The 13,811-nt window shown below is 70.6% G+C and carries 14 protein-coding genes; 7 read left to right on the forward strand and 7 right to left on the reverse strand.

Annotated features, from left to right (window positions below; translation table 11 throughout):
• Nucleotides 1–32: 32 nt before the first annotated feature.
• Genes JOD66_RS21905 through JOD66_RS21915 form a run of 3 tightly spaced genes read right to left on the reverse strand, consistent with a single transcriptional unit; the run spans nt 33 to nt 1,745 of the window.
• The gene (locus tag JOD66_RS21905; protein ID WP_307823653.1) at nt 33–350 is read right to left on the reverse strand and encodes a hypothetical protein; all 318 of its coding nucleotides are present in this window, start codon (nt 348–350) and stop codon (nt 33–35) included.
• On the reverse strand, nt 347–1,021 hold the full coding sequence (locus tag JOD66_RS21910) for a DUF4190 domain-containing protein (protein ID WP_204838942.1): 675 nt from the start codon (nt 1,019–1,021) through the stop codon (nt 347–349). Before JOD66_RS21910 ends, JOD66_RS21905 begins: the two co-directional genes overlap by 4 nt.
• Nucleotides 1,022–1,028: 7 nt before the next feature.
• Nucleotides 1,029–1,745, reverse strand: coding sequence for a DUF4190 domain-containing protein (locus JOD66_RS21915; RefSeq protein ID WP_204838943.1), 717 nt, complete (start codon nt 1,743–1,745; stop codon nt 1,029–1,031).
• Between the two features lie 176 nt (nt 1,746–1,921).
• Between JOD66_RS21915 and JOD66_RS21920 the strand changes: the two genes are divergently transcribed.
• Nucleotides 1,922–2,602 carry a class I SAM-dependent methyltransferase gene (locus JOD66_RS21920; RefSeq protein WP_204838944.1) on the forward strand — a complete coding sequence of 227 codons (681 nt, stop codon included), beginning with the start codon at nt 1,922–1,924 and terminating at the stop codon, nt 2,600–2,602.
• A 2-nt stretch (nt 2,603–2,604) separates the two neighbouring features.
• Here JOD66_RS21920 and manA read toward each other — a convergent pair whose 3' ends face one another.
• Nucleotides 2,605–3,783: a mannose-6-phosphate isomerase, class I gene (manA, locus tag JOD66_RS21925; protein WP_204838945.1), complete on the reverse strand. Its 1,179-nt coding sequence runs from the start codon at nt 3,781–3,783 to the stop codon at nt 2,605–2,607.
• A gap of 171 nt (nt 3,784–3,954) precedes the next feature.
• Between manA and JOD66_RS21930 the strand changes: the two genes are divergently transcribed.
• Complete coding sequence (locus tag JOD66_RS21930; protein ID WP_204838946.1) at nt 3,955–5,607, forward strand: DUF6311 domain-containing protein; 1,653 nt, start codon at nt 3,955–3,957, stop codon at nt 5,605–5,607.
• Here JOD66_RS21930 and JOD66_RS21935 read toward each other — a convergent pair.
• Genes JOD66_RS21935 through JOD66_RS21945 form a run of 3 tightly spaced genes read right to left on the reverse strand, consistent with a single transcriptional unit; the run spans nt 5,604 to nt 8,145 of the window.
• The gene (locus tag JOD66_RS21935) at nt 5,604–6,743 is read right to left on the reverse strand and encodes a glycosyltransferase family 4 protein (RefSeq protein WP_204838947.1); all 1,140 of its coding nucleotides are present in this window, start codon (nt 6,741–6,743) and stop codon (nt 5,604–5,606) included. The two genes, JOD66_RS21930 and JOD66_RS21935, sit on opposite strands and share 4 nt — an antisense overlap.
• A 26-nt stretch (nt 6,744–6,769) precedes the next feature.
• Complete coding sequence (locus JOD66_RS21940; RefSeq protein WP_204838948.1) at nt 6,770–7,648, reverse strand: decaprenyl-phosphate phosphoribosyltransferase; 879 nt, start codon at nt 7,646–7,648, stop codon at nt 6,770–6,772.
• Nucleotides 7,645–8,145, reverse strand: a complete 501-nt coding sequence (locus JOD66_RS21945; protein ID WP_204838949.1) for a phosphatase PAP2 family protein — start codon at nt 8,143–8,145, stop codon at nt 7,645–7,647. Before JOD66_RS21945 ends, JOD66_RS21940 begins: the two co-directional genes overlap by 4 nt.
• A 92-nt stretch (nt 8,146–8,237) precedes the next feature.
• Between JOD66_RS21945 and JOD66_RS21950 the strand changes: the two genes are divergently transcribed.
• The 5 genes from JOD66_RS21950 to JOD66_RS29265 are packed head-to-tail and all read left to right on the forward strand — an operon-like array spanning nt 8,238 to nt 13,799.
• Complete coding sequence (locus JOD66_RS21950) at nt 8,238–9,269, forward strand: FkbM family methyltransferase (protein ID WP_204838950.1); 1,032 nt, start codon at nt 8,238–8,240, stop codon at nt 9,267–9,269.
• Nucleotides 9,239–10,720, forward strand: coding sequence for a glycosyltransferase family 4 protein (locus JOD66_RS21955; protein ID WP_204838951.1), 1,482 nt, complete (start codon nt 9,239–9,241; stop codon nt 10,718–10,720). The genes JOD66_RS21950 and JOD66_RS21955 overlap by 31 nt, the downstream gene beginning before the upstream one ends.
• Nucleotides 10,717–12,291 carry a glycosyltransferase gene (locus JOD66_RS21960; protein ID WP_204838952.1) on the forward strand — a complete coding sequence of 525 codons (1,575 nt, stop codon included), beginning with the start codon at nt 10,717–10,719 and terminating at the stop codon, nt 12,289–12,291. The genes JOD66_RS21955 and JOD66_RS21960 overlap by 4 nt, the downstream gene beginning before the upstream one ends.
• Before the next feature lie 9 nt (nt 12,292–12,300).
• Nucleotides 12,301–12,660 (forward strand): hypothetical protein, encoded by a 360-nt coding sequence (locus JOD66_RS21965; RefSeq protein ID WP_204838953.1) that lies wholly within the window; start codon nt 12,301–12,303, stop codon nt 12,658–12,660.
• Nucleotides 12,657–13,799: a glycosyltransferase family 4 protein gene (locus tag JOD66_RS29265; RefSeq protein WP_204838954.1), complete on the forward strand. Its 1,143-nt coding sequence runs from the start codon at nt 12,657–12,659 to the stop codon at nt 13,797–13,799. Before JOD66_RS21965 ends, JOD66_RS29265 begins: the two co-directional genes overlap by 4 nt.
• Nucleotides 13,800–13,811 lie beyond the last annotated feature (12 nt).

Raw genomic sequence — 13,811 nt, forward strand, 5'->3', positions numbered from 1 at the left:
GTCCGATGCTACCGAGACCCGGTCGGAGCGCCTTAGCCGTTCTCGCGACCGGGCAACGGCGCCCCGCCGAGAAATGCTTCGTAGGGCTCGACGGCGTCCTCGTCGACGGTGGTGGTCGCCGGCCCGTAGCGGGTGTCGGTGCGGTCCCGCTTGGGCCCGGAGATCCAGTACGTCTCGCCGGTCTCCACGTCCGCGAAGTTCCCGGTCCACAGTCCCGGCGTCCGCCGGAGCTCACGGCCGTGGAAGCGCGCGGTGTTCCACGACCGGTTGAAGTCGACCCAGCCGATCCACGACGGGCCGAGGTCGGTGTCGAAGCCGGTCTTCAGCTGCACGAACATGACCCGCCTCACGCGCCCACCTGCTGCCCCGCGTCCCGCAGCCGACCGGTGATCTTCTCGCCGTCACCGCGCTCGACGTAGCAGAAGAACGCGTCGCCGTCGTCGGGCTCGCTCTCGTCGAACGAGTCCGACTCCACCCGTACATCGAAGTCCCCCGACTCCACCGCCGCGGCGTACGCCGGGTCCAGGCCGGGGAGGCCGTGGCAGAACTCGGCGCGGGACACGTCGCGGAAGATCCGGGCCAGGTCGTCGTCGAACCGGCCGACCCAGATCACCTCGCCCAGGTGTGGCTCGGCGCAGGTCGCCTTGATCGGGTCGTCGAGGAAGTCGCGGTCGATGCACTGCCCGACCCGGGCGTCGTCCTCCCAGACGGTGCGGCTGCCCATGACGGCGGCGAAGACGAAGAAGCCGACGCCGAGGACCAGCACCAGGGCGCCGACGACCACGCCGGTGACGGCCGCCCACCGGCCGGCGCGCCGCCGCTCGCGGGTGCGGACGATCCCCGCGATGCCCAGCCCGATCCCGACCGGCGCGGCGCAGCAGGTGAGTGAGCACACCAGCGCCGCGATCGACAGCCCGTCATAGGACACCCGGGACCCGTACGGCGGCTGCCCGCCGTACGGGTTCGGCCCCGGGCCGGCGCCCGGCTCGTAGGACGGATAGCCGCCGCTGGGGTCGGTCATCCCCGGGTCAGAGCAGCGGCTTGGTCAGCTCGTCGTCCGGCTCGACGTAGCAGACCAGGTGGTCGCCGACCTCGACCTTCTCCGGGTCCTCGATGACCGCGTTGATGTCCTGGATGTACGGCGCCAGCTTGGTCAGGTCGTCGGGGTCGATCGCGGTCGCGCAGTAGCTCGCCATGCCGTCCTCGATCTCGCTGAGGTTGTCGGAGGTCACCTTGGCGACGCCGACGATCTCGGCGTCGTGCTCCTCGGTGCACTCCTTCTTCCGCATGAGCACCGTGCCGTCGTCCTCGTCGATGTCGACGCACTGCCCGACCTCGGCCTTGGCCGGCGTCACCACGGAGTCCGCGAAGAGGAACAGCGCCCCGACGGCGACGGCGGAGCCGATCGACATCAGCAGACCGATGACGATGCCGGCGATCGCCAGCCCCCGACCCTTGCGCTGTCCGCCCTTGGTCCGCGAGAGCCCCACGAAGCCGAGGACCACGCCCACCGGCGCCAGGCAGCACAGCAGGCTGGTCACCAGCGCGGCGATCGAGATCCCGTCTGTCTTCGGCGGCATCGGGTCGGACCCACCCGGGAAGGCCCCGGGGGCGCCGTAGCCGCCGCCGGAGCCGGAGGCGTACGGGGTCGGCGGCGGGGGCGGCGCCGGCTGACCGTAGGGGTTCGGCGGCTGGTTCTGGCCGTAGGGGTTCTGCGGCGGGTTCTGGCCGTAAGGGTCGCTCACGGGCGACACCCTAGTGTCGTTCGCGGGCTGAAGGGGGGAGAACGGCCTGAGGTAGGGTTCAGCGGCGTCCAGCGGACCCCCTCGGAGAGGACCGGACGGCGCGGCAGCCCGCACTCCGGGCTGGGTGAGTGTCTCGGGGGTCTGACGCCCCGACCCCGTACGAGAGGTGAGCCCCGATGGACTACGACGAGAGCTACTACGACGCGAACGGTCAGCAGGATGATCGGCCCGCACTGCTGCTCTACGTCCGGCTCGTCCAGCGCTATCTCAAGCCCACGCGCGTACTTGACGTCGGCTGTGGCACCGGCACGCTGCTCGCCCGCCTCTCGCAGAAGGTCCCGTCCGACGGCTACGAGGTCTCGGCCTGGTCGGCGGCGCGGGCACGCGAGAACTCACCGGGCAGCACGGTCTACGAGGCCGGCGACGACCTGCCGACCGCCACCTACGACGGTTTCACGGCGGTCCACGTCTTCGAGCACATTCCCGACGAGCAGCTCATCGCACTGATCGAGCAGCTGCGCAAGACGACGACACCAGGTGCGCGCGGGTTCATCGTCATGCCCGACCCGGCGGGGCGAGCCGCCGCGATTCACGGCCCGGCGTGGAATGCGTTGAGCGACCCGACCCACATCAACATGAAGTCACACGACGAATGGCGGCGGTTCCTGACCGATCAGGGGCTCGTCGTCGAGCGTGAGGCGACCGACGGGATGTGGAACTTCCCCTACTCCAGCTGGCCGAAGCTGCTCGACGGCCTGCGCTACGGCCTGCCGATGGCGGCGCAGTACCTCGCCGGGAGGATGTTCCTCAAGCCCGGCCGCGGCGAGTCGTCGTTCTTCGTCGTGCGCTGGGCCTGAGCTCAGAGCAGGTCGTCGAGGCGTCCCGCTGCACCGGACGGGACGTAGGCCTGGGCGACCTCGCCGGTGCCGATGATCCGGAGCTCGCCGTCGCTGTCGTCGGCGTAGGCGGCATCACCGCGACGCAGATGGAGCATCTCGTCGCGTGCGTTGAGCACGGCGACCTCGCCACCCGTGCAGACCAGCAGCCGCTTGCCGCGGTGGGGGAGGATCGCGCCGGCCGGGTCGGCCTGCGAGCTCTGGGTCACCGAGAGCGCGAACTCGCGGGTGGGGCTGAACACGTCGGTCGACGTGCTGAAGAGCTGGGGCGTCACCCGGGCGACCCGCGACATGCCCTCCTCCAGGCACAGCACCAGCCCCTCGGCGTCGACGTGCTTCGAGGTGAGGCCGGCCCGCAGCACGTTGTCGGAGGACACCATCACCTCCAGGCACATGCCCTTCAGGTGCGCGTGGATGATGCCGGTGCCGAGGTACGCCGCCTCGCCGGGCTGCAACGTCAGCCGGTTGAGGAGCAGCGAGACGACGACGCCCACGTCGCCGGGGTAGTAGGCCTCGATCTCGACCGCTGTCGCATAGGCGCGCTTGATGTCGATGCCCTCGGCCAGCGCGTCACGACACTGGTCGACGATCTCCGCCACGGCGTCGGCCGGCGGGGGATCGGAGAGCAGGCCCTCGACCAGCTTCACGATGCCGGCGAAGCCGGGGTTGTCCCGCAGCTGCTTCGTCAGCGCCTTCGCGGTGGGGTGGCCGAGCGGCATCAGCACGCGGAGGATCTCGGCGGTCGGCCGGAATCCGACGAGGGTGTCGAAGGTGGAGAGCGCGTAGACCATCTCCGGCTTCGGGTACGGGTCCTTGAACACCCGCTCGGGAGAGTCCATCGGGATCCCGCGTGCTTCCTCGGCCTCGTACCCGGCGCGGGCGCGCCCGGCGTTGGGGTGGGCCTGGATCGACAGCGGACGGTCGGCGGCGAGGACCTTGAGCATGAAGTCGAGCTCGCCCGCAGGCCCGGTGAGCGGGCGCTTCTCGCCCTGCTCGTCGACGTACTGGGCGGTGCCGAGTGGGTGCGTGCCGACCCACACCTCGGCCACGGGCCCGCCCTCGGGCTGGCGCCGCTGGAATCCAGGGATGGCGTCGGCCGATCCCCAGTCGTAGGACTGGGTCGGGCACTCGAGCGCGAGCAAGGGAACCTCCTGGAGCTAGACGGCGGAAGGGCCACCCTAATCTGCGAGCCGCCGCGTCCGCGGTTCGGCGGGCCGTGTCGGTGCCGGTATCGACGGGGCCAGCGACTAGGATCCGCCGCGATGTTCAAACCGACGTGGCGCCCCAGTCCTCGAGTCGCGCATCTTCTCTCGATGCTGTGGCTCGCCGTCTTCACCGTAGGAGTGTGGGCCCGTCCGGTGCTCGGTGGCTTCGGACACCTCCGACTCTCGAACCCCGGCGACTCGAACGCGTTCGAGTTCTACCTCGCGTGGAACGTGCACGCCCTCGTCAACGGGCAGGATCCGTTCTACACCCACGTCATGTACGCGCCCGAGGGCCTGGACCTCGGCAACGCGATCTCGATCCCGGGCCCCTCCCTCCTGGTGGCCCCGGTCACGCTGCTGTTCGGCGGGACGGCCGGCTACAACGTCGCCTTCCTCCTGCCCATCGTGCTCGCGGCCGTGGCGACCTATCTCCTGGCCATCGAGCTCGGAGCGAACCGGATCGGCGCGCTCCTGGCCGGCAGCCTGGTCGTCGTGGCGCCGTACTTCGCAGGCCATGGGCTCGGTCACATGAACCTGATGTGGATCTTCGGTCTCCCGGCCATCGCTTGGCTGGTGGCGCGCCATGTCAACGGCCGCCTTCGCCTACGCTGGCTCGCCTGCGGGGTGGCTGTCGTGATCGCGTTTACCCTCGCGTCGTCGTCCGAGCTGTTCGTCACCCAGATCGCCTTCGGCCTCGTTGCTTGGGCGGTGGCGCTGGTCATCGCCGAGCAGCGCCACCGGCGGCCACTGGTGCGGGCCGGCATCGCGACCGTGTGCGGTGGAATCGGCGGTCTGGTCCTGGGCGCTCCGGTCATCTACGCCTCGTTCAGGTCGGGAATCCCCGAGACTGCCGCGAACCCCGTGCGCAGCTATCCGGCGGACCTGACGAACCTGCTGGCACCGACGGAGCTCATGGAGTTCGGGTCCAGGACCTTCGCCCCCCTACGCAGCACCTGGCTGGGCAATGGCGCCGAGAACACCGCCTACCTGACGGTGCCCCTCATCGTGTTCGTGTTGTGCGTGCTCTGGGTCGCCCGGGGCAGCCGCCGGCTCGTGGCGCTCCTCGTCTTCGGGGCGATCGCCCTCGTCTGCAGCTTCGGGCCGTCGCTGACCATCGCCGGCAAGCCGACGGTGGACATGCCGTGGCTCGTGGCCACTCATCTACCCGTCATCGAGCACGCGCTGCCGGTCCGGTTCTCGTCGTTCGTCTGGATGGCTGCCGCCCTGCTCGTCGCCCTGGTCTGGACCAGCCGACAGCTGCCGAGGCTGCTGACCGGTGTCCTCGCAGTCTTGGCAGTGGTCCTCGTCCTGCCGAATCTGACAGCGATGACCTTCCCCGTCGACACTTCAGTGCCTGCCTACTTCGCCGACGGCCACTGGCGCAAGGACATCGATGCCGGCGACAACGTCCTCGTGCTCGCGCCCGGCGAGATGGGGCCGGGTCTGCGGTGGAGCGAGGCGACCGGCTTCGCGTTCAACACGCCCACAGGCAACGGCGGTGGTGCGAGTCTTCCGGAGGCCCTCGAGGATCCGACCGGCATGGCACTGTTCCAGGCACAGTTCGACCCCACCATCGACTACGACTGGAAGACGAACCTGCCTGGCTTCCTCCAGCGGACCGAGGTCGAGCTCGTGCTCATCGACGCCGCGGACCGGTTCTGGCGTGGCGTCATGGATGAGATCTACCCCGGCGTGGGGCGGGCGACCGAGGGGGTCGTGGTCTACGACATCCCCGAGCTCAGCGGCTCGGCCAGTCCCTAGGGCGACGTCGGCGCGATCCGGTCGAACAGCTCGGCGTGCCGCTCCACCACGTTCTCGGCGAGGTACAGCTCGCGAGCCCGCGCGCTTCCGGCCTCGCGGTCGAAGTCCGCAGCCTCGATCTCGCGAAGGGCCGCGGCGATCGCCCCACTGTCGCGCGGCGGGACGATCGCACCGAAGCCGGTGTGGCGCACAGGCATCCGCACGCCGGGCAGGTCGGAGGCGAGCGACGGGACGCCGAGCATCATGGCCTCCACCTGCACGATCCCGAACGCCTCGAGCGAGTTGATCGAGGGGAGCGCGAAGACGTCGATGGAGGCGTAGAAGTCGGGCACTGCCTCGTTGGGGACGAAGCCGAGCATCCGTACCCGCGGGTCGTCGTCGATGGCGGCGCGCACCTTCTCCACGACGCTGCCGCCGGCCACCTTCGCGAAGTCGCCGCCGATCACCAGCCGGGCGTCGGGGCCGAGCTCGCGGAACCCGCGGACGAGGTACTCGAGCCCCTTCTCCTCGACGATCCGGCCGAGGAAGCCGACGTGCAGGCCCTCGCCGTCGCGGTACGCGGGCGAGCCGCCGGTGCGGAGCAGCGACGGGGCGGGGAGCTCGGTCGTGCGCCCACGCAGGTCGTCGGCGAGTCGGCTCGACTCGGCGTAGTCCTCGCTCGTGACGCACACCGTGGCCGAGCGGCGCACGGCCATCCGGTGGGAGCGGTCGAGCGCGCGCACCTGGAACCGGTTGAAGGCCGAGTCGGGCAGGTCGACGTCGCACTGGTAGGTCACGACCAGCGGCACGTCCTTGCCGATCGCCTTCGCGATCGCCCCCGCCTCCAGCATGGGGGCGTGGAGGTGGACCAGGCGGGCCCGTCGCGCCCAACGGGCGACGGTCGGCACGAAGCCGGGGCTGATGATGCCCTTGCCGATCCGGGCCGCGACCCGGGTGCGGATCACGTCGACGCCGTTGATGGTCTCGTGCGTGGGGGTGCCGGGCTCGTGCCGTCCGCAGACCACGAGGACCTTCCAACCCCGGGTCGCGAGGCCTTCCGCGGTCACCCTGGCCGCCTCCGTGACGCCGGAGACGTACGGCGTGTAGTAGTTCAGGGCGACGACGACGTCGTAGTCGTGGTGTCGGGTGTCTGGCACGGTGGCTCCTTCGTGGTCGGACGGGGTCAACGTGTGAGCACTCCTGCGGCGAAGACCACCAGCCAGAGGACGCCGAGGAACTGGAGGACGCGGTCGCCGAGGACGATCGCCTCCGGCTCGCCGGCGGCGCCGCGGTCGATGTCGACGGCATACCTGAGCATCGCGAGCACGAACGGGACGATCGACAGCTCCGCGAGCGTGGTCGGGACGGTCTCGCCGCCGACGGCCCACAGGCTGTAGAAGACCACGGTCGCGGCCGCCGCGATGCTCCACACGAACCGGAGGTAGCTCTGGGAGTAGAGCTCCAGGCTCGGGCGGGTGGTCGCGTTGCCCTCGCCGACGACGTGCACCTCGGAGTAGCGCTTGCCGGCGACCATGAAGAGCGAGCCGAACGCGGCGACCAGGAGGAACCAGGGCGACAGCTCGACGTCGGCCGCGACGCCTCCAGCGACGGCACGCAGCAGGAAGCCGGAGGAGACGACAGCGAGGTCGAGGACCGGCTGGTGCTTGAGGAAGATGCAGTAGGCCAGCTGGAGCGCGATGTAGACGGCCAGCAGCAGGGTCAGCTCGGCATAGCCGAGCGCGAAGGTCGCGGCGAGCACCACGACGATCAGCGCGGCAGCGGTGACGTAGGCCGAGCGGACGGAGACCAGGCCGGCGGCGATCGGGCGGTTGCGCTTGGTCGGGTGCGCCCGGTCCGCCTCGACGTCGAGGGCGTCGTTGATCAAGTAGACCGACGACGCGGCGATGCAGAAGCTGACGAAGGCGACCAGCACCGCCCGGGCCGGGTCGGGCGAGAAGAGGTTGCCGGCGGCGAGCGGACCGGCGACCACCAGGACGTTCTTCACCCACTGGCGGGGCCGGGCGGTACGCACCAGGCCGCGTGCGGCGCTCGACGCGCTCACCGGTCCGCGCTCTCGACGCAGCGCCGTGCGATCGTGCCTGCGGCAACTCCGACGGCGACCCCGGTCAGGACGTCCGACGGGTAGTGGACCCCGAGTGCGACCCGGCCCAGGGCCATGGTGGCGGCCAGGCCGGTGGCCGCCGGCGCACCGATCATCGGGGCGAGGGCCACGGCGGCCGCCGTCGTCGACGACGTGTGGGCCGACGGGAAGCTCAGGTCGGACGGAGTGGGCACCCGGACCTCGACGCGAGGGTCGAAGGGGCGACGACGGCGGACCACTCGCTTGATCACCACGGCGCCACCGTGGGCGAGGAAGGCTCCTCCGGTGACGGCCAGCCAGTCCCTGCGCCGGCGGGCGTCGACGAGCGCTCCGGCCAGACCGAGCCCCATCCAGCCGAACGCATGTTCGCCCCAGGTCGAGTAGGCGCGCGCCGCAGCGGTGCCGGGCCGGCCCGCGGCGGCCTGCAGCCGCACCATCAGGGCAACCTCGCTCGTCATCCAACCTCCAGTCTGCGGCCCAGATCGTAACTGCCCCGGTGAGGGCCGCGGCGAAGCGGGAAGAGCGTGGGGACCCCGGTACCATGCCGCGGGTGAACGGTGACACCTTCGTCTCCTATGCCCAAAACGGCGAGGACGTGCTGTTGTGGCGGGCTCTCGGACACATTCCACATGGTCGCTACGTCGATGTCGGTGCTTGGGACCCGGTCAGCGACTCCGTGACCAAGGCCTTCTACGACCGGGGATGGCGAGGAGTCAACGTCGAGCCGGTCCCGCAATTGGCCGATGCGCTCCGCGACGCGCGCCGTGGCGACCTGGTGATCCAGGCCGCGGTGTCCTCGGAGGAGGCGACTGAGCTCGTGCTGCACCAGGTCGTCGCGACCAATGGCGGCGGCGACACCACAGGCCTGTCGACCCTGCTCGACGACATCGCGTACGAGCACTCCGGGGAGGGCTTCGAGGTCGAGGAGGTCGTCGTGCCGACGACGAGCCTGGCCGCAGTCTGCGATGCGGAGATCCTGGCCGGCACCATCCACTTCCTGAAGGTCGACGTGGAGGGGGCGGAGGCCGACGCGCTGCGGTCGATGGACTTCAAGCGGCACCGACCGTGGGTCGTCGTGGTCGAGGCGACCAGGCCAAACTCCACGGTGCCGACCCACGAGGAGTGGGAGGGGCTGTTGCTGTCGGCCGGCTACGAGTTCGCCATCTTCGACGGGCTGTCCCGCTACTACGTGGCCGCCGAGCACCCCGAGCTCAAGGATGCACTGAGCTACCCCGTCTGCGTCTTCGACCGGTACACCACGTTCGCCCAGGTCGAGCAGGGCGAGGAGCTGGCCGCGGCGCGGGACGCCCACGACCGGGTGTCCGCGGAGCTCGCTCGGGTATGGCAGGACCTCGTCCATTGGCGTGCGGTGGCCCTCGACCGCTGGACTCAGGGATTCAAGGAGCGCGAGCGGCTCGAGAACCGCCTGACGGCGGTCAAGAAGCGCAATCTCGACCGATCCGCTGCCCACCGACGCGAGCTCAAGGAGCTGCGGGAGCGGATCAGCCGGATCGAGAACAGCTCATCGTGGCGGGTCACCAAGCCGCTGCGATGGGCCCGATCGAAGGCGCCCGGTCAGTGACATCGCCGACTCGGGAGGCAATGCTGCGGGCGCTCGACCAGCGACTCCGATCGGTCGCGCCGGCGTTGCTCAGCGATCCTCCGCAGGCATCCGGCGATCCCGCCACGGACGCCGCCGAGCTGATGGAGGCGCTGGTGGCCGGCGTCCGACAGGACCTCGACTCCAGCCGGGTCTGGCTCCTGCTCGCCGCCATGACGGCTGGACTGCCCCCGGCCGACGCCGTACGCCGTGCCCGTCGTCGCCTGGAGCTGCTCTCGACGCGTGACGCCATGACCTGGCTCCTGAACGAGTCCGCTGCCGTGATGACATCCGCGGATGCGGCGGCCGAGGTGGAGCTGGTGACCGATCGCCCGGTCGTTGACGTGCACTTCACGGCGGGCAGCGACCTCTCGACCGGCATTCAACGGGTCGTGCGGCGGGTGCTTCCCCTGTGGGCGCAGTCTCACGACGTGCTGATGGTGCGATGGGACGACGACAAGGCGCTGCGCGGCCTCTCCGGTCGCGAGCACCGCCGGGTGATGGGGCTGGAGAGTGCCGCCGAGCCCAGTGCCGACGGTCGGCGGGTGATCCCGTGGCAGGTGCCCGTCGTGCTGCTCGAGGTTCCTGTCGCGGAGCAGGGCGTGCGTCTGGCGAGCCTGGCCGAGTTCTCGCCGAACCGAGTGGCAGTGATCGGCTATGACTGCATCCCGGCGGTGAGCGCCGAGCTCGTGACCGAGCTGGACCGCGAGAAGTTCGCCGAGTATCTCGAGATGGTGAAGTACGTCGACGTCGTCGCGGCGATCAGCGGCAGCGCCGCGGCCGAGTTCCGCGGCTTCGCGTCCACGTTGCCGGCTCAGGGGCTGACCGGCCCGCAGGTGGTCACGTGCGGGCTGCCGACAGCCGGGACGGTCACTGGCGGCGATGCCGTGTCCCGTCCACCACTTCCCGAGGTCATCTGCGTCGGCACGGTCGACCGCCGCAAGAACCAGATGGCGCTCGTCGAGGCGGCGGAGCACCTGTGGCGGGAGGGCCTGAAGTTCCAGCTGCGGCTCGTCGGACCGTCGCATGGCCAGACCGACGAGATGAGGAAGCTTGCCGAACGGCTCAACACGGACGGCCGGCCGATCTATCTCGACCGCGAGGTCTCGGATGCGATTCTCGACGCCGTCTACCGCACCGCTCGGATGGTCGTCTTCCCGTCGCTGCACGAAGGCTTCGGGCTTCCTGTCGCCGAGGCGCTGTCGTACGGCGTGCCGGTCATCACGAGCGACTTCGGCAGCACGCGGGAGATCGCGGAGGGCAACGGCGCGCTGTTGGTCGATCCCCAGGACGTCTACGCCATCGCCGATGCGATGCGCCGCCTGTTGACCGACGACGAGCTGCATGCCCAGCTCGTCAGTCTGGCCCGGCAGCGATCAACCCGCTCGTGGGATGAATACGCCGCCGAGGTGTGGGAGGTTCTCGTTCCATGAGCCGGAGACTCGATCCCGTGGCCGCGCAGCTCGAAGAGGAGTGCCGCGAGCGCGCAGCAGTCGTCCTCGGCAAACTCGACGACCGCCGGCGCCAGGCTGCTCGCAGCCGGTTCCGACTGGTCCTCACGACGCTGGGACACGTCCCGGAGTCCGACGAGAGCGCTCTCGTGGCCCAGGTCGGCGATGCCCTGGCCGACTGCGACCCCGAGGCTCTCTGGCTCGCGCGCTCGGTGGTGGCTGCCCGACTGCCCACGGCCGAGCAGATGGCGACCGCGCTGCGTACAGCCCGGCTGGACGGTCCCTGGGCAGCGCTGCTACCGGCATTGCGCGGTATCCGTCGCGAGGCGCCCGTCGCCGAGGTGCGGGTCGTCGCCGGCGCTGTGACCTGCGACATCCATGACACGGCGCGTACCGACTTCGTCTCTGGGATTCAACGGGTCGTGCGAGCGGTTGCCGTCCGTTGGGCCCAGAAGGAGGGCATCGAGTTCCTGGGGTGGACCTCAGACCTCAAGGCGTTGCGGTCGCTCTCCGCCGTCAACCACGCGCGGATCTTCGAGGGTGTCGTCGGCTCGGACGACGCCGACGACGAGGATCGGGACGACGAGAACGTCGAAGTGGTCGTGCCCTGGTCCGGCACCCATCTCGTGCCGGAGCTCGCCGGCGCCCCCGAGCGGATCTCGCGGATCATGGCCCTGAGCCGCTATGCGCGGTGCCGCGTCGGGCTGATCGGCTATGACTGCATCCCTCTGACGACGGCCAGCTCGGTGGCACCCGGCATGACCGGCATGTTCGCCCGCTATCTCGCGTCGTGTCGCAGCGTCGACCGGATCGCAGCGATCTCCGATGCCGCGGCGATCGAGTACGGCGGCTGGCGGGAGATGCTCGCCGGGGTCCGAGAGGACGGCCCGGTGGTCAAGGGGATCACTCTGCCGGTGACCGGTCAGGTCGCGACGGAGGATGCACTCCGGGAGACCGAGCATGCCCTCGGCCTCTCCTCGGCGCCCATGGTGCTGGTCGTCGGCAGCCATGAGCCCCGCAAGAACCACCTCGCCATCCTGCACGCGGCCGAGCTGCTGTGGCGTGAGGGACTGCGATTCACCCTCACGCTGGTCGGTGCGGCGTCGTGGAAGGCAGAGGAGTTCTACGAGGTGATCGGCGATCTCCAAGGTGCGGGCCGGCCCGTCCACTCGGTGCGAGGCCTACCCGACACCCAGCTCTGGGCGGCGCTCGAGCTGGCTCACTGCACTGTGTTCCCCTCGCTCAACGAGGGCTTCGGCCTCCCTGTGGCCGAGTCGCTGGCCGCCGGCACCCCGGTCATCACGAGCAACTTCGGCAGCACGCGCGACATCCTGGCGCCCGACGGCGTACCGCTGGGCGGGCTGCTCGTGGATCCCCGCGACGACCACGCCATCGTCGACGCGCTGCGGACCATGCTCACCGACCGTGAGGCCTACGACCGGATGAAGGCCGAGACGGCGAAGCACGAGCTGGGGTCGTGGGACGACTACGCCGAGCAGGTCTGGGACTTCCTCGTCGAGGAGGACGGCCGCGGCACGCGGTCGCCTCGGTAGGGTGAGCCGGTGACTTCGCGAGCACGCGACCTGGTGGGTCGGGCAGACCTCGGCCTCCCCTATCAGAGCAAGCAGGTGTTCCGGCGGGCGCTCATGCACCTGCCCTGGCGGATGTTCGTCGGTCGGCAGGTCGAGTTCAACCGGGCGACCGCGGAGGCCGTCGACGGGCTGGCGGAGGCGGTGCGCCGCCTGGAGAAGCGGCTCGACAAGCTCGCCCGCGCCCAGCAGGAGGACGCCGCGACCCACCGCGAGAGCGGGGCGGTCGCGGTGCGGGAACAGCTCTACGACACCGAAGGGGCCCTGCGCCGCGACCTGAGTGCCCTGCAGCTGGAGATCGCCCGGCTTGCTCAGGAGAACCGCGGCTCGTGACGGTCGGGGTCAACCTCGTCGGCGACTTCAGCGCCGTCCACGGCCTCGCCGAGGCGTCGCGCCGCGTCGTCGACGCGCTCGTCCTGGCCGGCGTCGACGTCTCGATCGTCGACGCGCGCAGTGGAGCCCCTCGCGACCCCAGCCGTCGCAGCGCCGCCCTCGACGCGCTGCCGACGGGCAAGCGCCACCCCATCGACCTGGTGCTGCTCAACGTCAACGAGATGAAGACGCTCACCGACGCCGAGCTCGACCGCTACACGATCGGCCTGTGGTACTGGGAGCTGCTCGAGCTCGACGCGGCTCACCTCACCCAGTACGACCGCGTGGACGAGGTCTGGGCGGCGTCGGACCTGGTGGCCGGCACCTTCCGGGCCCTCGGCAGCAAGCCGGTGCGGATGATCCCGGCCGTCGTCCCGCCGGTCGAGGCACCACCCCTGGACCCGGAGATCGCCCGTCTTCCCGACGGGCTGCGGGTGCTCTTCACCTTCGACGCCAACTCGAGCGTGGCGCGCAAGAACCCGTTCGCGTGCGTCGAGGCGTTCCGGCGCGCGTTCGGCCCCGGTGAGCGGGGCAGCAGCGCCCACCTGGTCGTGAAGGCGCTGTCCAGCGACAACTACCCGGGCCTGTCCGGCGAGCTGGCCGAGGCCGTCGCCTCCGTCGCCGGCACGCTGATCAGCGACGACCTGCCGCGGCCCCAGATGGACGCGCTGCTCGATTCGTGCGACATCTACCTCTCGCTGCATCGGTCCGAGGGCTTCGGCCTCGGGATGGCCGAGGCGATGAGTCTCGGCAAGGCGGTCGTCGCGACGGCGTTCGGTGGCAACACGTCCTTCATGACGATGGACACCGCCGGTCTGGTCGGCTTCGACATGCGCGAGATCGTCGAGGCCGACCACGTGCTCCAGCCGGCCTACCGGCGGGTCTACCGGCCCGGCCGGTGGTGGGCGGAGCCCGATGTCGACCAGGCCGCAGCCTGGCTGCGGCTGCTCGCCGACGACCCGGACCTGCGCCGGGCGATGGGGGAGCGCGCCGCGACCCACATCCGCGAGGTCGCCGGCCCGCTCGCGGTCGGCCGGGCGATGGCGACGCGGCTCGCGGAGATCGCGGCGGAGACGGCGACGGCCCCCGCCTCGTCGTGAGGCAGGGGCCGC

The sequence above is a fragment of the Nocardioides nitrophenolicus genome (assembly GCF_016907515.1).
Taxonomy (GTDB): domain Bacteria; phylum Actinomycetota; class Actinomycetes; order Propionibacteriales; family Nocardioidaceae; genus Nocardioides; species Nocardioides nitrophenolicus.

Bases quoted from the DNA above. Each gene is read 5' to 3' on its own strand.
- JOD66_RS21910 (WP_204838942.1), bottom strand. From the start codon at position 1,021: ATGACCGACCCCAGCGGCGGCTATCCGTCCTACGAGCCGGGCGCCGGC.
- JOD66_RS21960 (WP_204838952.1), top strand. From the start codon at position 10,717: ATGAGCCGGAGACTCGATCCCGTGGCCGCGCAGCTCGAAGAGGAGTGC.
- JOD66_RS21955 (WP_204838951.1), top strand. From the start codon at position 9,239: ATGGGCCCGATCGAAGGCGCCCGGTCAGTGACATCGCCGACTCGGGAG.
- JOD66_RS21920 (WP_204838944.1), top strand. From the start codon at position 1,922: ATGGACTACGACGAGAGCTACTACGACGCGAACGGTCAGCAGGATGAT.
- JOD66_RS21930 (WP_204838946.1), top strand. From the start codon at position 3,955: ATGCTGTGGCTCGCCGTCTTCACCGTAGGAGTGTGGGCCCGTCCGGTG.
- JOD66_RS21945 (WP_204838949.1), bottom strand. From the start codon at position 8,145: ATGACGAGCGAGGTTGCCCTGATGGTGCGGCTGCAGGCCGCCGCGGGC.